A 19,471-nucleotide genomic window follows, 5' to 3' on the forward strand; every position below is an offset into this window, starting at 1 on the left:
CTCTCAGTTCCCCGCCGGTTCGGAGGGTTCCGGAAGACCGGCTTCTCCGTCACCGACCGCGCGGTTGAAGTCGTTGTGCACCCGGTCGTGTTCGCTGAACCGGTGGTCCGCCCAGCGGTAGGTGATCACTTCCTCGCCGGAGGGGTACGCGACCGCGTCCTTCTTCCCGTACACCTGGGCCGTCACCACCAGATCGCCGCGGTCGATCGTGCCGTACACCGCGGGCTGCTCGATGGCGAACACGTTCTCGTAGGTGCCGTCGTCCTTCGAGCGGTACACATACGTGCCGACGCCGACCGAATCGCCGCAGGTCATCACGTTCACCACCACGTCGGCCGAGGGACCGCCGGTGAGGGTGCCGTACGAGGTGTCCACCGGGTACGCAGAGCCGCTGCAGGGCTTCAGATCGGTCCGGACCCGCTCGCTGACCACGGGGTCCCGCTTGAGCAGTGTCACCGGATCGATCCGGGGCGTGGGCTCCTTCGTGGACGACGGATTGATGTCCGGCGTGACCCGGGCGACCGGCTGGGTGCCCGCCGGGCCCTCGTCCCGGGTACCGGTGCCGCCGGTGGAACAGCCGGCGGAGAGCAGCCCGAGCACGGCGAGCCCGGCCAGGGCCGTGGTGCCCGCCGCCCAGCCGGTCCTGCCGGTGCCCACAGCACCGCCTCCGCTGTCGGCGCCGCTGGTGCGGCCGTCACCGTCGGCTCTCAGGCCGCGCACCGCTCCCGCCCCCGTTCGTCCAGATCTCTGCCCGCCTGCGCCCCTATCCGCGCAGGTGCCGGAGCACGGCCCGCCGTCGGGAGGCCCCGCTCCTCGTGGAGCCGGTCCTGGCTGCTCGCCGCCTCACGGCTCTCCAGCTCCTGGCGCAGTCGCGCGAGCGCCCGGTGCAGCGTGCTCTTCACGGTACCGGCCGACATGCCCAGGGCCGCAGCCGTCTCCTCCGTGCTCATCTGCTCCCAGTGTCGCAGCACGACGACGCTGCGTTGCTTGGGAGCCAGTATGCCGAGCACGTCGATCAGCAGGGCGCGGTCGGCGCGCTGCTCGGAGCCGTCCTCGACACTCGCGTCAGGCAGTTGTTCGGTGGGAACCTCGTCCAGCTTGCGGGCCCGCCACCACTCGGTACGGGTGTTGATCATGACCCGCCGCAGATAGGCGTCGGCGAGGGACTTGTCGGCGATGCCGTCCCAGCGGCCGTACGTACGGACCAGCGCGGTCTGCAGCAGGTCCTGCGCATCCAGCGGGTCCGGGACCAGCCGGCGTGCACTGCGCAGCAGCGCCTCCTGCCGTGTGCGTACGTACTCCTCGAATTCGAGCACCTCGCCCTGCGCCATTCCAACAGCCTCCGTCCCCGTGGGTCCCCGTAGCACCGCTGTCAGCCGTTGGTCGGTCGGGCTGACGTCGAGGACGCTACGGAGCTGTTGTCACGGAGGTGTGCGGAGCAGCCATACACCGACGCACGGCTGTCCATCGGTTGTGTAACAGCGGGAGAGAAGGGCGGTACGGCCCCTCAGCTCAGCGGCAGCCGGTACTGGCCGCCGGCCAGCGGTTCCACCAGGCCGTCCGCGACGAGCCCGTCCAGCGCACGGGCCCGCTGCACCGGTTCGTCCCACACCGCGTCCAGCGCCGACTGGGGCACCGGGGTCACGGCCTCGCGCAACACGGCGAGCAGGCGTCCACGCACCTGACGGTCCGTGCCCGCGTAGGTCTGACCGCGCCGCGGGGGCCCCTGGTGAGCGGGCTTCCCGGCGAGCCGCCAGGCGCACTGCCCGGCGATCGGGCACTGCGTGCAGTTCTCGTTCTTGGCGGTACAGAGCAGGGCGCCGAGTTCCATCGTCGCGGCGGCCCAGCGGGCGGCACGTGCATCCTCCTCGGGAAGCAGGGCACGGGCGAGCTTGCGCTCGGCTGCGGTGGTCGCGTTCGGCGGGTACTGGATGCCGGTCGCGGCCCGCGCGAACACCCGCCGGACGTTCGTGTCGAGCACGGCATGGCGCTGTCCGTACGCGAACGAGGCCACGGCAGCCGCGGTGTACTCACCGATCCCCGGCAGGGCGAGCAGCTGGCTGTGCTCGCTCGGTACGTCGCCGCCGTGCCGTTCCGTTATGGCCTGCGCGGCCCCGTGCAGGCGGAGTGCCCGGCGCGGGTAGCCGAGCCGGCCCCAGGCGCGGACCGCCTCACCGGGCGGTTCGGCGGCCAGGTCGGCCGGCCGGGGCCAGCGGGCCAGCCACTGTTCGTACACCGGGAGGACCCGGCTGACGGGGGTCTGCTGCAGCATGAACTCGCTCACCATCACACCCCAGGCGCCTGCTTCGGGGCGGCGCCAGGGCAGATCGCGGGCGTGCTGTTCGAACCACCCGATGACGGGATCGTGGAGGGAGGTGGGGGGCGTCTGTGTCGCAGTCATGGCAGTCATCGCATCGCAGATCCTGGCACGGAAGGGCAGGAGACGGTTCCGCGCACGGTGGTGTCGCTCCTCCTGAGGGCCCTTGGAGTGATAATGCCACCCGTCTGTCCCCCCGATAATCCGGCAACCGGCCCAATCGGACGTCCCCCGTTCGTCAACGTCGTGCGGCCCGCCGCCGGGACCGGCCTGTCGTGCCCGGCCCGGACGCCCAGACGGCCAGAGGTGCGCCGCTGCTCCGTACCGTCCTGACGAGCGACCGCGTGGGGCGGCGCAGCACGGCGACGGCACCGGCCGCCGCCGTCGCGCCCAGCAGCAGACCGGCCGCCACGTCGTGCGGATAGTGCACCCCGACGAAGACCCGCGAGAAGGCCATCAGCAGCGCCATCGGCACGGTGAGCCAGGCCAGCCGGGGCCGGGCGATCGCCAGGGCGACGGCGGCCGCGCCGGCGATCGCGGAGTGGTTGCTGGGGAACGACCAGTCGCCCGTCGGCGGACACGGCACCAGCGAGACCGCAGCCCCGGCGACCGACCGGCACGGGCGCTCCTCGTCCACTATCGACTTGAGCACCTCACTGCACACATAGGCAAAGGCGGTGGCGACCGGTGCGAGCACCGCCAGTGCCAGGGCGCCGTCGTCCGCCCGGCGTGCACGCCACCACCCGGTGACGAACAGGACGCCGAAGACCAGAAGGCCGAGTTCCGTCCAGATCTCGGCCAGGTGCTGCGTCCATGACGGCATGTCATGCGCGAAGTCGGTGATGTCCCGGTAGAGCGGGGCGGTGAATGAACTGTCCATGGGGACAGAGGGTATGCAACGCGGCCGGCGGGTCCGTCCGGGTGGTCACCGGGCCGCCGCGATGCGGGCGCCTGTGCCGCTCCGGAGCGGACGTCCCGAGATGATGATCGGCAAAACTTCGGGCCGGGAGGCGGATAGGGCCGGAGTCGGTGCCGATCTCTCGTACAGTTTGGACCGTGGGATCTCTGCGTAATCCGATCGGGCCGCTTCCCTCCAGCATCTATTGGCGACGGAGGGCCGTCGCGGTGGCGCTGGTGGCGCTGCTCGCGTTGCTGATCGTATGGGCCGTCACCTCCGGTGGTCACCAGGGGAAGACGGACGACTCGCGGTCCGGCGGCGCGGATCCCGTCCGCTCGATCACCCCCGGACCCTCCGTGTCGGGTCCGGCCATCAGCCAACAGCCGGGCGGGCGCGACGAGTCGGACAACTCCGGCGACGAGGGCGAGAGCAGCTCCGAGGCGGGCTCCGGCGACGGGACCGGCGCCGACGACACGGCGACCGGCAGCGGATCAGGAGCGGACACCGGGTCCGGTGCCGAGGGCACGACCACCGGGGAGCAGGTCCCCGCTGGCTCCACGCTCCCCGACTGCGCCGCCGGCGCCGTTCAGTTGAGCCTGAGCACCGCACTCAGCTACGGCCCCGACCAGAAGCCGGAGTTCCGACTGGTGGCCAGGAACGCCTCGTCCACCACCTGCAAGGCCGACTTCGGGCCGAAGAACACGGTGCTCACCATCACCGAGGCCGGTGGCGACGACCTCGAGGTGTGGTCCTCCAAGGACTGCCCGCGCGCCACGGACGGCGTGCTGCTGAAGCTCCCGGCGGGCTCCACCGTCGTCCACACCGTGGAGTGGGACCGCAGGAAGAGCTCCCCGCACTGCGCGACCCCCGCCGCCGGGTCCGCGGGGGCCGGTACGTACCTGGTCGAGGCGAAGATGCCGGGCGTACCGGTGCAGCGCGCCTCGTTCGTCCTCGCCAAGGACTGAGCGGGGCCAGGGCCCCGGGCGGCTATACGTACCGTTCGAGAATCGACGACTCGGCCAGTCGCGAGAGTCCTTCGCGCACACTCCGGGCGCGCGCCTCGCCGACCCCGTCCACCGTCTGGAGATCGTCCACGCTGGCCGCAAGGAGCTTCTGCAGACCGCCGAAGTGCTCCACCAGCCGGTCGATGATCGCCCCGGGCAGCCGGGGCACCTTCGCCAGCAACCGGAAGCCGCGCGGCGAGACCGCGGAGTCCAGCGTCTCCGGCGAGCCGCTGTAGCCCAGCGCGCGTGCCACGACCGCGAGTTCGAGCAGCTCGGTGTGGGAGAGCGCGTCGAGCTCGGTCAGCGCCTCGGAGACCGTACGGGACCGCTTCGCGGTCGGCTCCGGCACGTAGTCGCGCACGACCAGCTCGCGCTCCGGCTCGACGCCCGCGATCAACTCGTCGAGCTGGAGCGAGAGAAGCCGGCCGTCGGTGCCCAGTTCGACGACGTACTCCTCGATCTCGGTCGCGATCCGGCGGACCATCTCCAGCCTCTGCGCGACGGCCGTGACGTCCCGGACCGTCACCAGGTCCTCGATCTCCAGTGCCGAGAGCGTGCCCGCGACCTCGTCGAGGCGGAGCTTGTACCGCTCCAGGGTGGCGAGGGCCTGATTGGCGCGGGAGAGGATCGCGGCGGACTCCTCCAGGACCCGGCGCTCCCCGTTCACGTACAGCGCGATCAGACGCATCGACTGCGATACGGACACGACCGGGAAGTTGCACTGCTTGGAGACCCGGTCCGCCGTGCGGTGGCGGGTGCCGGTCTCCTCGGTGGGGATGGAGGCGTCCGGGACCAGCTGCACACCGGCGCGCAGGATCTTCGTCATGTCCTTGTCGAGGATCAGCGCCCCGTCGAGTTTGGCCAGCTCACGCAGGCGCGTCGCGGTGAACTCCACGTCCAGCACGAATCCGCCGGTGCACATCGATTCCACGGTCTTGTCCATGCCGAGCACGACCAGACCGCCGGTGTTTCCGCGGAGGATGCGCTCCAGGCCGTCCCGCAGCGCCATTCCGGGCGCGACGGCGCTCAGCGAGGCGCGCATGAGCGCCTCGTTACCGGTGCCTTGGCCGGACTTTCCGGGCGATGTTGCCCGGTCGCTGGCTGCCACTGCACTCCTCCGGTCACAGGTTTGCGGTGCCCTTGCGTCCCTCAAGCCGTTCGTACGGACGGGTGAGACCAGGGCAAAGTCTACCGGCGCGCGTTCTCCTGCTGTGGGGCCTGGGCACGAGAACGGCGCGGCAGCACGCTCAGCGCGTCGCCCATGGTGGCGACCTCCGTGACCTTCATACCGGCCGGCACCTTGCCCGGATCGGTGGGGACCAGCGCGTGGGTGAAGCCCAGACGGTGGGCCTCGGCCAGTCTGCGCTGGACCCCGGTCACCCTTCTGACCTCGCCCGCGAGCCCCACTTCGCCGATCGCCACCAGGTTTTTGGGGAGGGGGGTGTCGCTTGCCGCGCTGGCCAGTGCCAGCGCGACCGCGAGGTCGGCGGCGGGCTCGGAGAGCTTCACACCGCCCACCGTCGCGCTGTAGATGTCCCGCTTGCCGAGCGAGCTGATCCGGCCGCGCTGCTCCAGAACGGCCAGCATCATCGAGACCCGGGACGTCTCCAGGCCCGAGGTGGTGCGCCGGGGCGACGGGATCTGGGAGTCGACCGTCAGCGCCTGCACCTCGGCGACGAGCGGCCGCTTGCCCTCCAGGGTGACGGTCAGGCAGGTGCCGGGCACGGGTTCGTCGCGGCGGGTGAGGAACAGTCCGGACGGGTCGGCCAGGCCGGTGATGCCCTCGTCGTGCAGCTCGAAGCAGCCGACCTCGTCGGTCGCGCCGTACCTGTTCTTGACACCGCGTACGAGCCGCAGACGGGCATGGCGGTCGCCCTCGAAGGACAGCACCACATCGACGAGATGCTCCAGCAGCCGCGGTCCGGCGATCGCCCCGTCCTTGGTGACGTGGCCGACCAGCAGCGTCGACATGCCGCGTTCCTTGGAGGCCCGGATGAGCGCTCCGGCGACCTCCCGGACCTGTGCCATGCCGCCCGGGGCGCCGTCGATCTCGGGCGAGGCGACGGTCTGCACGGAGTCCAGGATGAGGAGCGACGGCTTGACGGCGTCCAGATGGCCGAGGACCGCGGACAGGTCGGTCTCGGCGGCGAGGTAGAGGTGGTCGCTGATCGCCCGGATCCGGTCGGCCCGCAGCCGCACCTGGCTCGCGGACTCCTCGGCGGTGACATAGAGGGTGCGGTGGTCGTCGCTCGACGCCTTCGCGGCCACGTCGAGCAGCAGCGTGGACTTCCCGACGCCCGGCTCGCCCGCGACCAGCACGACGGCACCCGGGACGAGACCGCCGCCGAGCACCCGGTCCAGCTCACCGACGCCGGTCGACCGGGCGGTGGCCTGCCGGCTGTCGACCTGGCCGATGGGGAGCGCTGCGGTGCTGACCCGGCCGGCCGCGGTGGTCCGCACGGCGGGGGCGCCGCCGAGCTCCTCGACCGTCCCCCACGCGTGGCATTCGGGGCAGCGGCCGAGCCACTTGGCGGTCGTCCAACCGCATTCGGTGCAGCGGTAGGACGGCCGGTCCTTCGCGGTTTTCGTACGGGCAGCCATGGCGCAACCGTATAGGTGGGGTCCGACAGTGCCGCCGGGCGCGGTCCGCCGATGCCGCCCGCAGCGGGTGCGCGCCCCGGCTACGGCCCGTACCGGCCGGGTGTTTCCGGGGCCGCGAGGAGCCCTGTCCGCCGGCGCGAGCGCCCCCTGTCCTCATCCGAGCGGCACGTTCACCCGGAAGAATTAAATATGCAGAAGGGGGGCGAAGGCGTGCTCCGTGCTGCCTACGGTCGCCAGGTGACGAGCAGCAGACTGGGGCCTCCCACGCACACCACCGGTGTACACCGGGCGTGGCGCCGTGCGCCGCGCTCCTCGACGCAGTCTTCGGCGCGGTGGCCCCCCGCACGATACGAGCCGCATCTCGACGGCCTGTTCACCTACTGCCTCTCCGTGCTCTGTGACCACGACGCCGCCACCGAGGCGCTCGGTGGTGTGCTCGCGGTCGCGGAACGGCAGGACGGCCGGTGTCCGACAGGCGAGGAGGAACGTAAATCCTGGCTGTACGCGCTGGCCAGATGGATGTGTCTGCGCAAGCTCGCCGAGCGCAGGTCGGCCGAGCGCAAGCCCGTCGAGCGGAAACAAGGCAGCCGGGAGCACGGCCACCGGGCGGGGAGGCCGTCGACAAGGGGGGCGTCCGGGCAGGGGACGAAGCGGGTGCAGACGGGGCCCGGGGGAAAGCCGCCGAGCGGGACGGCCCCCCAGGGGGCGCGCGCAGTCCGCCGGACGCCCCCGGCCTCCGGCGCGCAGGAGACCCGCGTCACGCCGGGTGCCACTCCGGAGGACCGACCACCCGCTGTATCCGAAGCCGCCACCGAGGCGCACCGCCGTGAACTCGCCCGGCTGGTCTGGCCGGAGGCCGCCGGCACCACCCCCGAACAGCGCGAGGCCCTCGAACTCGCCGTGCGCCACCGTCTCGCCCCGCGCGCCGTCGCCTCCGTCCTGGGCCTCGAACCGGCGACCGCCCGCGAACTCCTGGCCGCGGCCGCCTGCGAGGTGGAGCGCACCCGCGCGGCCCTCGCCGTCCTCGACAGCGGCACCTGCCCCGCCGCCGCCCGGCTCGCCGTCGGCAGCCGTGTCCTGCTCTCCGCCGCCCTGCGCCGCGAACTCGTCCGCCATGTCGACGACTGCCCCCGCTGCCGCCGGGCCGCCGAGCGGGTCGGCGCCCAGGGGCCCTGGCCGGGTGCTCCCTTCACACCGGCCGCCGCGCTGGCGGTCGTCGAGGCGCCCCGGCCGTCCGCGTACGTCGCGATGGTCCATGCCCAGCGCCGTCGTTCCGGCGGCCCGCGCTTCGACCGGGCGGGCTTCCCCATGGGCCCGAAGGACCATGCGGCACGCCGGGAGCGGATGCGGGCCAGGTTCGTGACGTCGACGGTGCTGGCGACGGTCGTCGCCGCCCCGGTGATCGCGCTGTGGACCGCCTACCGGGGCGCACCGCAGACCGGCGAGGGCCACGCCGGGGCCTCGGTCGCGGCGACCGGGACGGACCTGCGCGACGATCACGAGGGCACCGCGGACGACCGCTACGAGAACGCGGGCCGGGCCCGCCCCGGACCCGGCTCCGGGCCCGAGGACGGCGGCGGTCCCGACGTCTCGGTCGAGGTGGTCGGCCCGGGTCCGGTGCGCGGCGGCAGCGGGAGGGTCGCCGTCGAGGCCCGCTCGTCCGGGGGCATGACACTGATCCGCCTGACCGCCACGGGCAGCGCCCCCGTCGCCTGGTCGGCCCGCGCGAACGCGTCCTGGCTGCGCCTCAGCAGTTCCTCGGGGACGCTCGCCGAGGGGAGGAGCACCACGGTTCGCGTCGTCGTGGACCCCCGGCAGGAACCGGCCGGCCGCTGGAGCGCGCACATCGCCCTCGCGCCCTGGGCCTCGGCCGTCGCGATCCGGGGCCACGGGACGACGGCACGGCCGCCCTGGACTCCGCGGCCCTCGGTCCAGCCCCCGCAGTCCGACGCCCCGGGGGCGCCCGTACCGTCCGCTTCGCTGACGTCCTCGCCGGACCCCACGCAGTCGGCCGGCCCCACCCCCGACCCGACGGACTCCGCACCGTCCGCGTCGGATCCCGCACCGTCCCCGTCGGATCCGGTGCCCTCCGGCTCGTCGACCCCCACCGGTCAGGGGACGGGCACGGCCGCTCCACCGGCCTGAACCACGCCGGGCCACGCGAGCCACGTGGACGTGATGACCGGTCACCGGCGCGTCCGTCACGCCGGCGCGTCCGTCACGCCGACGCGTCCGTCACGCCGGCGCGTCCGTCACGCCGGCGCGTCCCTCACGCCGGATCGACCGGGTCCGCCGGGTGCGGCGCCATCGGCAGCAGCGAGGACAGGCGTTCCTCGCACAGCTCGACCAGCCGGTCATACCCCTTCTTGCCCATCAGCTCGACGAGTTCCGGACGGTACGACACGTACACCGGCTCCCCGGCCCCATGCGCCGATGTCGCCGACGTGCACCACCAGTGCAGATCGTGGCCACCCGGACCCCAGCCCCTGCGGTCGTACTCGCCGATCGACACCTGGAGCACCCGGGTGTCGTCGGGCCGGTCGATCCAGTCGTACGTACGCCGGATCGGCAGCTGCCAGCAGACGTCCGGCTTGGTCTCCAGGGGCTCCCTGCCCTCACGCATCGCCAGGATGTGCAGCGAGCAGCCCGCGCCTCCCGCGAACCCGGGCCGGTTCTGGAAGATGCACGAGCCCTTCCAGCGCCGCGTCTGACGTTCGCCGTCGTCGTCGACCTGGACCCAGCCCGTCTTGCTGCCGACGTCGTGGAACTGCCACAGATCGGGGGTCAGCCGTGCGACATGGCCCGCCACCCGCTTCTCGTCGTCCTCGTCCGAGAAGTGCGCGCCCAGCGTGCAGCACCCGTCGTCCGCACGGCCCGCCTGGATGCCCTGGCAGCCACTGCCGAAGATGCAGGTCCACCTGGACGTCAGCCAGGTCAGGTCGCAGCGGAAGACCTGCTCGTCGTCCGCGGGGTCGGGGAACTCGACCCAGGCGCGTGCGAAGTCGATTCCCGTTTCGTCCTCGGACCGGTTCGGTCCGTTCTCTGCCTGCTGCTGCATCTCCTGCTTCGTCTTCTGCTTCTTCGTGACTTTGCCCGGCTTCGCCTTTTTCGTCTTTGGCACGCGCCCAGAGTAAGTCCGAGACCCCGGTAGCGTTCCGGGTATGAGACTCGGAGTTCTGGACGTGGGTTCGAACACGGTGCATCTGCTGGTGGTGGACGCCCACCCCGGTGCCCGCCCGCTGCCCGCACACTCGCACAAGGCGGAACTGCGTCTGGCCGAGCTTCTCGACGACGACGGGGCGATCGGCCCCGAGGGTGTGGACCGTCTCGTGGCGACGATCATCGACGCTCTCCAGGCCGCCGAGGACAAGGGGTGCGAGGACGTGCTGCCGTTCGCCACCTCCGCCGTGCGGGAGGCGAGCAACGCCGACCAGGTGCTGGCCCGGGTGCGGGAGGAGACGGGGATCGACCTCGGCGTCCTCAGCGGCGTGGAGGAGGCCCGGCTCACCTTCCTCGCCGCGCGCCGCTGGTTCGGCTGGTCCGCGGGGCGGCTGCTGGTCCTGGACATCGGCGGCGGCTCGCTGGAGATCGCGTACGGCATGGACGAGGAGCCGGCCGCCGCGGTCTCGTTGCCGCTCGGGGCGGGCCGGCTCACCACCGAGTGGCTGCCGGGCGATCCGCCGGGCCCGACGGAGGTGAGGGCGCTGCGCCGTCACGTACGCGCCACGATCGCCAGGAGCGTGGGGGACTTCACCCGCCTCGGACGCCCGGATCATGTCGTGGGCACCTCCAAGACCTTCAAGCAGCTCGCCAGGATCGCGGGCGCCGCACGCTCCGCCGACGGCCTGAACGTGCAGCGCACCCTCAACCGCAAGACGCTGGAGGACTGGGTGCCGAGGCTGGCCACGATGACGGTCGCGCAGCGTGGCACCCTGCCCGGGGTCTCCGAGGGCCGGGCCGCGCAACTGCTGGCCGGGGCGCTGGTCGCGGAGGGAGCCATGGACCTCTTCGGGGTCGACGAGCTGGAGATCTGCCCCTGGGCGCTGCGCGAGGGTGTCATCCTGCGCCGTCTGGACCACATGCCGACGGAGCGGGCCGGGGAGGGCTGAGCGTCGCCGGGCGGCCGGAAGCACGCCATGGCCCTGCCCACTTTCCGCTGGGTCCCCCGGTGCCGGGTGGCACTGCCCGTACGCTGTCCCAGTGGCAGAACCAGTGGTGCGCATCCCGGATGCGAAGGTCGCCCTGTCGACGGCTTCGGTCTATCCGGAGTCGACGTCGACGGCCTTCGAGATCGCCGCGCGTCTCGGTTACGACGGTGTCGAGGTCATGGTGTGGACCGATCCCGTCAGCCAGGACATCGAGGCACTGCGACGGCTTTCGGACTACTACCGGGTGCCGATCCTGGCCGTCCACGCGCCCTGTCTGCTGATCACGCAACGCGTCTGGACCACCGACCCGTGGGTGAAGCTCCAGCGGGCCCGCGTCGCCGCGGAGAGGCTCGGGGCGACGACCGTGGTCGTCCACCCGCCCTTCCGCTGGCAGCGGAACTACGCGCGCGACTTCGTGACCGGGCTCTGGCGCATGGCGGACGAGACCGATGTGCGCTTCGCCGTCGAGAACATGTACCCGTGGCGCTACCGGGACCGCGAGATGCTCGCGTACGCACCCGACTGGGACGTCGCCAACGACGACTACCGCCACTTCACCGTGGACCTCTCGCACACCGCTACGGCGCGCACGGACGGCCTGGCGATGGTCGACCGCATGGGCGACCGGCTCGCCCACATCCATCTCGCCGACGGCAAGGGCTCCAACAAGGACGAGCACCTGGTTCCCGGCCGGGGCGACCAGCCCTGCGCCGAACTCCTGGAGCGCCTGGCCCGTACCGGCTTCGACGGCCATGTCGTCATCGAGGTCAATACCCGCCGGGCCATGTCCACGGCCGAACGCGAGGCCGACCTCGCGGAGGCGCTGGCCTTCACCCGGCTCCACCTGGCATCGTCCTCGGCCGAGGCGCCACGCCCCTGACCGGTGGCCGCACCGCCGGCTCCCGAGGGCCCCGGCGGCAAGCGGCCGGAGGTGCCGAGCACCCCGCCACCCACTGAGACCTCATCTCGCATGCCGGACTTTCTGTCCAGATCTTGGAGTGGCGGCGTAGCCTCGTAAGAAGTCTTTTCTGTCGAAGGAGCGAGAGACGATGCCCCAGCTGAGGTCCCGCACTGTCACCCATGGCCGCAACATGGCGGGCGCCCGCGCCCTTATGCGGGCCTCGGGCGTAGCAAGCGAGGACATCGGCAAGCCGATCATCGCGGTCGCCAACTCCTTCACGGAGTTCGTCCCCGGCCACACGCACCTGGCCCCGGTCGGCCGGATCGTGTCCGAGGCCATCAAGGCCGCGGGTGCCGTGCCCCGCGAGTTCAACACCATCGCGGTCGACGACGGCATCGCGATGGGCCACGGCGGGATGCTGTACAGCCTCCCGTCCCGCGACCTGATCGCCGACTCCGTCGAGTACATGGTCGAGGCGCACTGCGCGGACGCGCTGATCTGCATCTCCAACTGCGACAAGATCACCCCCGGCATGCTGATGGCCGCGATGCGCCTCAACATCCCGACGGTCTTCGTCTCCGGCGGTCCGATGGAGGCCGGCAAGGCCACCCTCGTCGACGGCACCGTTCGCAAGCTCGACCTGATCAACGCGATCAGCGACGCCGTCAACGAGAACGTCTCGGACGAGGACATCCTCCGTATCGAGGAGAACGCCTGCCCCACCTGCGGCAGCTGTTCCGGCATGTTCACCGCCAACTCGATGAACTGCCTGACCGAGGCCCTCGGCCTCTCCCTCCCCGGCAACGGCTCCGTCCTCGCCACGCACACCGCCCGCAAGGCGCTGTACGAGCAGGCCGGCCGCACGGTCGTCGACATCACCCGGCGCTACTACGAGCAGGACGACGCGACGGTCCTGCCCCGCTCCATCGGCACCCGCGCCGCGTTCGACAACGCCATGGCGCTGGACATCGCCATGGGTGGCTCGACCAACACGATCCTGCACCTGCTCGCCGCCGCACAGGAGGCCGAGCTGGCGTACGACCTCAGCGACATCGACGAGGTCTCGCGCCGCGTCCCCTGCCTGGCGAAGGTCGCGCCGAACGTGGCCCCCGGCGGCACGTACTACATGGAGGACGTGCACCGGGCCGGCGGCATCCCCGCGATCCTCGGTGAGCTGCACCGCGGCGGGCTGCTCAACGAGGACGTGCACTCGGTGCACTCCGCCGGCCTCGCGGAATGGCTGAAGGACTGGGACGTGCGCGGTGGCTCCCCGTCGCCCGAGGCCGTCGAGCTGTGGCACGCGGCCCCCGGATGCGTCCGCTCCGCGACGGCCTTCTCGCAGTCCGAGCGCTGGGACACTCTCGACCTGGACGCGGCGGGCGGCTGCATCCGCGACCTGGAACACGCCTACTCCAAGGACGGCGGCCTCGCGGTCCTCAAGGGGAACCTCGCCGAGGACGGCTGCGTCGTGAAGACGGCGGGCGTCGACGAGTCGATCTGGACCTTCGAGGGCCCGGCGGTCGTCTGCGAGTCCCAGGAGGAGGCCGTCGACAAGATCCTCCGCAAGGAGATCAAGGAGGGCGACGTCGTCGTCATCCGTTACGAGGGCCCGCGCGGCGGCCCCGGCATGCAGGAGATGCTCTACCCCACGTCCTTCCTGAAGGGCCGCGGCCTCGGCAAGAGCTGCGCCCTGGTGACCGACGGCCGCTTCTCCGGCGGCACCTCCGGCCTGTCCATCGGCCACGCCTCGCCTGAGGCGGCGTCGGGCGGCATCATCGCGCTGGTCGAGGACGGCGACCGGATCCGGATCGACATCCCGAACCGTTCCATCGAGCTGCTCGTTCCCGAGGCCGAGCTGACCACCCGCCGCGAGGCGCTGAACGGCGTGTACGCGCCGAAGAACCGCGACCGCAAGGTCAGTGCGGCGCTGCGCGCCTACGCGGCGATGGCAACCAGCGCGGACCGGGGCGCGGTGCGGGACGTGTCCAAGCTCGGCTGACCGGACGCCGAAGCAGACGCCGGACCCCGCTCTCACCAGTGAGCGGGGTCCTTTCCGTCGACGGCGAACACGGACCCGTCGGGCGCGGTCCCGAAGACGGTCTGGCCGGCGGCGACGGGGGCGGGCAGCTCCGAGGCATAGCTGAGCTTCCCGTTCCGGAGCCTGGGGCCCGTCTGACCCAGCAGCGTCCCGCGCTCGGTGTCCACGGCGAGCAGCCGCCCGTCCGCCGCCGAGAAGTACAGCCGGTTCCCGGCGGCGAGAACGGGCGCCGACGTCCGACCGGCGGCCGTCTCCAACTGCCAGCGGACGGCGCCGTCGGCGGCCGGGCGCACGTCGACGGCGACCAGGGCCCCGCCGTGCGCCAGCAGATAGGCGGTGCCCCCGCCCACCACGACCTCCGGTTCGTTCATCCGGAACGGCAGTGCCACCCGCGTGACGCGTGTGTGCGCAGGGTCGTAGCGGACGAGCCCGACAGTCTGGGAATCCCCGTTCATGGACGTCAGTACGAGCGCACCGCCCGAGGTCCCGACCGGAGTGAGCATGCCGTCCAGCCGCCGCTGCCAGGCCCGGTGCCCCGTCGCCGCCTCGACGGCCGTGACCAGCGTGGTGGACCCGTAGGCCGAGTGCTCGAACGCGTACGCCAGCCCCGATCCCTCGTCGTACAGCGCGAAGTCCGGCCGCTGGTGCCCGGCGAGCGGATGCCGCCAGAGAGACTTCCCGGTCGCGGAGTCCAGCCCCTCGGTCGCGCCGCCCTCACCGGTCAGCAACAACGTGTCTCCCGCGACGAAGGGAGTGCCGACGTACGGGGAGAGGCCCTTGTCCCAGACCTGCGCGCCCCCGTCGGGGTCGTACGCCCGGACCTTGCCGCCGGGCTCCGCCGTGAGCACCAGACCGCCGGAGGCCGACACCGCACCGACGGAGGACGTGTCCCCGGCAGAGGCCCGACGGGACCACAGCACCCGCCCGTCCGCGGGGTCCAACCGGGCCGCGCCGATACCGGTGGCCGCGCAGTACAGGGCCGAAGCCGGGCCGGAGTCCTTGGCTCCTGAGCCGCCCGCCGAGGTGCAGACCGGCGTCGCACCGCCCGCGGCTGAACCCGTGCCGTCCGCGCCCGGGAGCGGCGTCCGCCACGGCGTGAACGCCGACAAGCCGTTCGAGACGTCCGGCTTCCCCGACGTACCGGCGCCGCTCGACCCGCCCGACCCATTCGACCTGCCCGCCGCACCGGCGGCCCACACCGCCCCGGCCCCCAGGACCAGCAGCGCCGCCGCGGCGGCCGTCCACCGCCGGGCGCCGCCACTCCCGGTCGCCTTCCCGGCCCGCACCGCCGCGCCGGCACCCACATGCGTGTTCGCGTCCGTTTCCGTCACCGGGCATTCCTCGACGGCAGCCGGTCGCCGCTGCGCCGGTACGAACGCGCTGGCGTCGTAGGAAGGAGGGTGCAGCGCCGTCATGATCTCGTCCGCGGCGGGCCGTCGCGCCGGGTCCTTCGCCAGGCACCGCCCGATCAGCGGTGCCAGATCCGTCGGCAGCCCGGTCAGATCGGCCTCGTCGTGCACCACCTGGTAGGCCACGATGTACGGGCTGTCGGAGTCGAAGGGCCCCCGGCCGGTCGCCGCGTGGACGAGTACGGCCCCCAGGGCGAACACATCCGCGGCGGGCCCGACCTCGCGCGGGCGCTGGAACTGCTCCGGCGCCATGTAGGGGGGCGAGCCGATCAGCTTGCCCGTCTCGGTGCGCAGATCGCTGTCGTACGGGCGGGAGATGCCGAAGTCGATGACCTTGGGCCCGGAGTCGGAGAGCAGCACATTGCCCGGCTTGAGGTCACGGTGGACCACACCGGCCCGATGGATGTCACGCAGCGCCTCGGCAAGTCCCGCCGTCAGCCTGCGCAGTTCGGCGGGAGCCATCGGCCCGTTCCGCTTCACTTGGTCGGAGAGGGTCGGGCCGGGCACGTACAGAGTGGCCATCCAGGGCCGTGCGGCGTCCGGGTCGGCATCGACGACCGGTGCGGTGAAAGCCCCGCTGACTCGCCTCGCCGCTCCGACCTCCTGCCGGAAGCGCGCCCTGAACTCGGGGTCTGTGGAGTAGTGCCGGTGCACGATCTTGACGGCGAGCTGCAGCCCGGAGGCGGACCGAGCGAGGTGCACGACACCCATGCCGCCCGCCCCGAGACATGCCTCGAGCCGGTAAGGACCGGCGTACTCCGGATGCTCCGCTTCCGGACTGGTTCCGGTACTTCGCAGCGGCGGCATCGCCCACCCCCGTGTGTTCGTCCGCAAGCGCGACGCACGGAGCCTAGTCGATGGTGTGTGCGATACGAGTGGGGCTTGTAGCCTGCGCGTCGTATCCACCAACTCTCGACGGGGGAGGGCCACATGGCCATGGAAGAACACACCGCCGACACCACCGGAACCGAGACGGCCGAGGAGGTGGCCGCGCTCGCCGCCACCGACGACGTGACCCGGTACCCCATCGCACCGGGTTACCGCGTCAACGTCCGCAAGGGACCGGGCACGCAGTACAGCATCGTCAGGACGCTCCCGTACGGAATGAAGGTCCCGGTCTACTGCCAGAAGCCGGGTGAACGCGTCACCGGCCCCTACGGCACCTCCAACATCTGGGACAACATCGCCAACGGCGAGTTCGTCTCGGACGCCTACGTCCACACCGGCAGCGACGGCTACATCGCCCCGCGCTGCGACTGACCTGGACGCTGCCGGGGTCCCACGACCGGGAGGACGCGGCCGACGCGACGGGGACGCCGGCCGGGACCGTGACCGCCCAGGGATAATCGACCCCGTGAGCGAGAACAGCGAAGCCTCCGGCACTGGCACCGGCAGCACGCCCGGCCCGCAGCCCGAGCCCCTGCCCTTCTTCGGTACGACCTGGGTCGACCACGACGGGGGCTACGGGCTGCGGCGCGTCGGGGCGGCGGTCGGCTCCCTCGCGGCCGCGGTCGCCTCCTGCTTCGTCCTGCGTTTCGCCTTCCAGGGCCTGGAGATCGCCGGCACCGGTGATCTCCTCGGCATCCTGGTCGTCCTGATGTTCGGCATCTGCAGCGCCGTCGCCTTCGGCAAGACCTGGCAGGGGTTCAGCCGCCGTCCGACCGACCCGGCGCGCGAGGCCAGTCTGCGCGGACTCAGGACCATCGGCTTCGTCGGCTCGCTGATCGCGTACTTCCTCCGTACGTTCAAGGAGGCACCGGGCGAGCAGTTGCGCCGCACGGAGTACGAGGCGGCCCTGACCCGCTATACGAAGCGCCGCTCGGCCCGCACCGGAAACCCGGCAGCCCGCAAGGCCACCAAGGGCAAGCGCCCCAAGCGGAAGTAGACCCACCGGCGCGGGCACGGCCGGCCCGGCACAGAAACGCCGGACAGCTGCCTCGCCGCGCGCCACGATGACCTCATGACTGCTTCCGGCTCCGCCCCCGTCCCGGATTCCCACCAGCTCGCGCCCACCCCCGCATCCCGCGCCCTCTCCTTCGACCGGGCCGCGACCCAGTACGCCGCGGCCCGCCCCGGCTACCCACCCGCCCTCTTCGACGCCGTCGAGGAACTGGCCGGCCGCCCCCTGCGCGGCGCCCGGACCGTCGACGTCGGCGCGGGCACAGGCATCTCCACTCGCCTGCTCCACGATCGGGGCGCCCTGGTCGTGGCGGTCGAACCGGGCCCCGGGATGGTGGCGGAACTGCACCGGGCACTCCCGTACGTCCCGGTCGTGCGCGGGGACGGCAACCGCCTTCCCCTCGCCACCGCCTCCACCGACCTGATCACCTACGCCCAGTCCTGGCACTGGACCGACCGGAGCCGCGCCACCGCCGAGGCCCTGCGCGTCCTGCGCCCCGGCGGCGCGCTCGCCCTCTGGTGGAACGTCTCCGACCACTCCGTCCCCTGGATCGCCGAGCAGGACGCCCGCCTCCGTCGTTTCTTCGGCGCTGACGAAAGCGCCCACGGCTCGCCCGTGCGCAACCGCGACCTGCCCACCGACTTGGACTTCCGGCACCGCACGGTGCCCTGGACCCGCCGGGTGTCCCTCGACACCCACCTCGCCAACCTCGCCAGCCACTCCGCCTTCCTGGTCCTCGGCGAAGAAGGCACGCACCGGTTCCTCACCGAGGAACGCGACCGGCTGGCGGAGCTCTTTCCGGACGGCACGGTCGAGGAGAGCTACGTGGTCGACCTCAGCGTGGGGCTCCGCCCGGCCCCGGTGCGAGGATGACGCAGACGAGCACAAACAGCGGAGACGTCAGCACGACGCACAAGAACCGCGTACCGCCCGGAGGATGAACCGCATGACCCAGACAGTTGCCGTCCTCGGCACCGGAAAGATCGGCGAGGCCCTGCTCAGCGGAATGATCCGGGCGGGCTGGCGCCCGGCGAACCTGCTGGTCACCACCCGCCGCCCCGAGCGTGCCAAGGAACTCCACGATCGCTACGGCGTCGACTCCGTCAGCAATTCCGAGGCCGCCGAGCGCGCCGACATCCTCATCCTCGCCGTCAAGCCCCAGGACATGGGCCGGCTCCTCGACGAACTCGCCGCGCACGTCACCGCCGACCACCTCGTCATCAGTGCCGCGGCGGGCATCACGACCGCCTTCATCGAGGACCGCCTCACCGCGAGTACCCCGGTCGTACGCGTCATGCCGAACACCCCTGTCCTCGTCGACGAGGGCATGTCCGTCATCTCCGCGGGCAGCCACGCCACCACCGAGCACCTCGCCTCCGCCGAAGCGATCTTCGGCGGGGTCGGCAAGACCCTGCGCGTCCCCGAGTCCCAGCAGGACGCGGCGACCGCGCTCTCCGGCTCGGGTCCCGCGTACTTCTACTTCCTCGTCGAGGCGATGACCGACGCGGGCATCCTGCTCGGCCTGCCCCGCGCCCAGGCCCACGACCTGATCGTCCAGGCCGCCATCGGCGCCGCCGTGATGCTCCGCGACAGCGGCGAACACCCCGTCAAGCTCCGCGAGGCCGTCACCAGCCCGGCGGGCACCACCATCAGTGCCATCCGCGAGCTGGAGAACCACGGTGTACGGGCCGCCCTCATCGCCGCCCTCGAAGCCGCCCGCGACCGCAGCCGCGAACTCGCTTCCGGCAACGGCTGACGGTCACCCGACGGCCCTGATCAGCGCTGCATCCTCGCGAGCCCACCGCCGTATGACGACCCCAGCGGTGGGCCGCGTCGGCGCTTCGCCCCACCCGACAGACCCGGAGTTGACACCGCGTCCCCGCATCCGTAATGTTCTCCGAGTTGTCCGACGTGAGCGCCGACCAAGGTCGGTCCCCGGACAGCCATTTCGCAACAACCACAGGTGGTCGGCGACACTCGTCGCTCGGCTTTCCGTGCATGTGCGCGAAATGAAGAATCTGCGTTCGAAGAACGTAGGCCTCGATTAGCGTCCAGGCCCCGGATTCGCTAAGGTCTCACTCGTCGGAACGGCCCAACGGCCGGGAGGACAAACCCAACTGACTGGGAATCAGGCCCGAAAGGATCTGATAGAGTCGGACTCGCCGAAAGGGAAATCGCGAAAGCGAGGAACCGGAAGGCGGAAAATGATTGACCCGCTTCGACCGGGAATCGGACACGAAAGAGTCTGATAGAGT

At 71.8% G+C, this 19,471-nt stretch carries 17 protein-coding genes; 9 read left to right on the forward strand and 8 right to left on the reverse strand.

Translation table 11 applies throughout. From position 1 onward, the window contains the following. Window positions 1-3: 3 nt before the first annotated feature. The 4 genes from AB0L71_RS25605 to AB0L71_RS25620 all read right to left on the reverse strand — a co-directional run bounded on the left by AB0L71_RS25605 (window position 4) and on the right by AB0L71_RS25620 (window position 3,197). Window positions 4-657: a hypothetical protein gene (locus AB0L71_RS25605; protein ID WP_365247209.1), complete on the reverse strand. Its 654-nt coding sequence runs from the start codon at window positions 655-657 to the stop codon at window positions 4-6. A gap of 50 nt (window positions 658-707) precedes the next feature. Continuing rightward, a complete protein-coding gene (locus AB0L71_RS25610) occupies window positions 708-1,331 on the reverse strand; it encodes a SigE family RNA polymerase sigma factor (RefSeq protein WP_365247163.1) in 624 nt (207 codons plus the stop codon). A gap of 176 nt (window positions 1,332-1,507) precedes the next feature. Continuing rightward, window positions 1,508-2,410, reverse strand: coding sequence for an A/G-specific adenine glycosylase (locus AB0L71_RS25615; RefSeq protein WP_365247165.1), 903 nt, complete (start codon window positions 2,408-2,410; stop codon window positions 1,508-1,510). A gap of 145 nt (window positions 2,411-2,555) precedes the next feature. Further along, on the reverse strand, window positions 2,556-3,197 hold the full coding sequence (locus AB0L71_RS25620) for a phosphatase PAP2 family protein (RefSeq protein WP_365247167.1): 642 nt from the start codon (window positions 3,195-3,197) through the stop codon (window positions 2,556-2,558). 176 nt (window positions 3,198-3,373) lie between these two features. Between AB0L71_RS25620 and AB0L71_RS25625 the strand changes: the two genes are divergently transcribed. Further along, on the forward strand, window positions 3,374-4,180 hold the full coding sequence (locus AB0L71_RS25625) for a hypothetical protein (RefSeq protein WP_365247169.1): 807 nt from the start codon (window positions 3,374-3,376) through the stop codon (window positions 4,178-4,180). 22 nt (window positions 4,181-4,202) lie between these two features. Here the strand turns inward: AB0L71_RS25625 and disA are convergent, their stop codons facing one another. Beyond that, window positions 4,203-5,327: a DNA integrity scanning diadenylate cyclase DisA gene (gene disA / locus AB0L71_RS25630; protein WP_365247171.1), complete on the reverse strand. Its 1,125-nt coding sequence runs from the start codon at window positions 5,325-5,327 to the stop codon at window positions 4,203-4,205. An 80-nt stretch (window positions 5,328-5,407) separates the two neighbouring features. Further along, window positions 5,408-6,820 (reverse strand): DNA repair protein RadA, encoded by a 1,413-nt coding sequence (gene radA, locus AB0L71_RS25635; RefSeq protein WP_365247173.1) that lies wholly within the window; start codon window positions 6,818-6,820, stop codon window positions 5,408-5,410. A gap of 189 nt (window positions 6,821-7,009) precedes the next feature. Between radA and AB0L71_RS25640 the strand changes: the two genes are divergently transcribed. After that, window positions 7,010-8,965 carry a hypothetical protein gene (locus tag AB0L71_RS25640; protein ID WP_365247175.1) on the forward strand — a complete coding sequence of 652 codons (1,956 nt, stop codon included), beginning with the start codon at window positions 7,010-7,012 and terminating at the stop codon, window positions 8,963-8,965. A 124-nt stretch (window positions 8,966-9,089) separates the two neighbouring features. On the opposite strand, the gene AB0L71_RS25645 is transcribed toward AB0L71_RS25640, so the two are convergent. Next, the gene (locus AB0L71_RS25645) at window positions 9,090-9,941 is read right to left on the reverse strand and encodes a hypothetical protein (protein ID WP_365247177.1); all 852 of its coding nucleotides are present in this window, start codon (window positions 9,939-9,941) and stop codon (window positions 9,090-9,092) included. A gap of 40 nt (window positions 9,942-9,981) precedes the next feature. On the opposite strand from AB0L71_RS25645, the gene AB0L71_RS25650 reads away from it, so the two are divergent. From AB0L71_RS25650 to ilvD, 3 genes are all read left to right on the forward strand, one after another. Further along, window positions 9,982-10,929, forward strand: a complete 948-nt coding sequence (locus AB0L71_RS25650) for a Ppx/GppA phosphatase family protein (protein ID WP_365247179.1) — start codon at window positions 9,982-9,984, stop codon at window positions 10,927-10,929. Between the two features lie 91 nt (window positions 10,930-11,020). Then, window positions 11,021-11,848: a sugar phosphate isomerase/epimerase gene (locus tag AB0L71_RS25655; RefSeq protein ID WP_365247181.1), complete on the forward strand. Its 828-nt coding sequence runs from the start codon at window positions 11,021-11,023 to the stop codon at window positions 11,846-11,848. A gap of 169 nt (window positions 11,849-12,017) precedes the next feature. After that, a complete protein-coding gene (ilvD, locus tag AB0L71_RS25660) occupies window positions 12,018-13,868 on the forward strand; it encodes a dihydroxy-acid dehydratase (protein WP_365247183.1) in 1,851 nt (616 codons plus the stop codon). Window positions 13,869-13,900: 32 nt separating this feature from the next. On the opposite strand, the gene AB0L71_RS25665 is transcribed toward ilvD, so the two are convergent. Then, window positions 13,901-16,123: a PQQ-binding-like beta-propeller repeat protein gene (locus tag AB0L71_RS25665; protein WP_365247185.1), complete on the reverse strand. Its 2,223-nt coding sequence runs from the start codon at window positions 16,121-16,123 to the stop codon at window positions 13,901-13,903. Between the two features lie 123 nt (window positions 16,124-16,246). Between AB0L71_RS25665 and AB0L71_RS25670 the strand changes: the two genes are divergently transcribed. From AB0L71_RS25670 to proC, 4 genes are all read left to right on the forward strand, one after another. Further along, window positions 16,247-16,576, forward strand: coding sequence for an SH3 domain-containing protein (locus tag AB0L71_RS25670; RefSeq protein ID WP_365247187.1), 330 nt, complete (start codon window positions 16,247-16,249; stop codon window positions 16,574-16,576). Between the two features lie 94 nt (window positions 16,577-16,670). Continuing rightward, window positions 16,671-17,201, forward strand: a complete 531-nt coding sequence (locus tag AB0L71_RS25675) for a hypothetical protein (protein WP_365247189.1) — start codon at window positions 16,671-16,673, stop codon at window positions 17,199-17,201. Window positions 17,202-17,276: 75 nt separating this feature from the next. Further along, the gene (locus AB0L71_RS25680) at window positions 17,277-18,089 is read left to right on the forward strand and encodes a methyltransferase domain-containing protein (protein ID WP_365247191.1); all 813 of its coding nucleotides are present in this window, start codon (window positions 17,277-17,279) and stop codon (window positions 18,087-18,089) included. Window positions 18,090-18,162: 73 nt separating this feature from the next. Beyond that, window positions 18,163-18,972, forward strand: a complete 810-nt coding sequence (gene proC, locus AB0L71_RS25685) for a pyrroline-5-carboxylate reductase (protein ID WP_365247193.1) — start codon at window positions 18,163-18,165, stop codon at window positions 18,970-18,972. Window positions 18,973-19,471 lie beyond the last annotated feature (499 nt).

Source organism: Streptomyces sp. NPDC052052, from assembly GCF_040680455.1.
Lineage (GTDB): Bacteria > Actinomycetota > Actinomycetes > Streptomycetales > Streptomycetaceae > Streptomyces.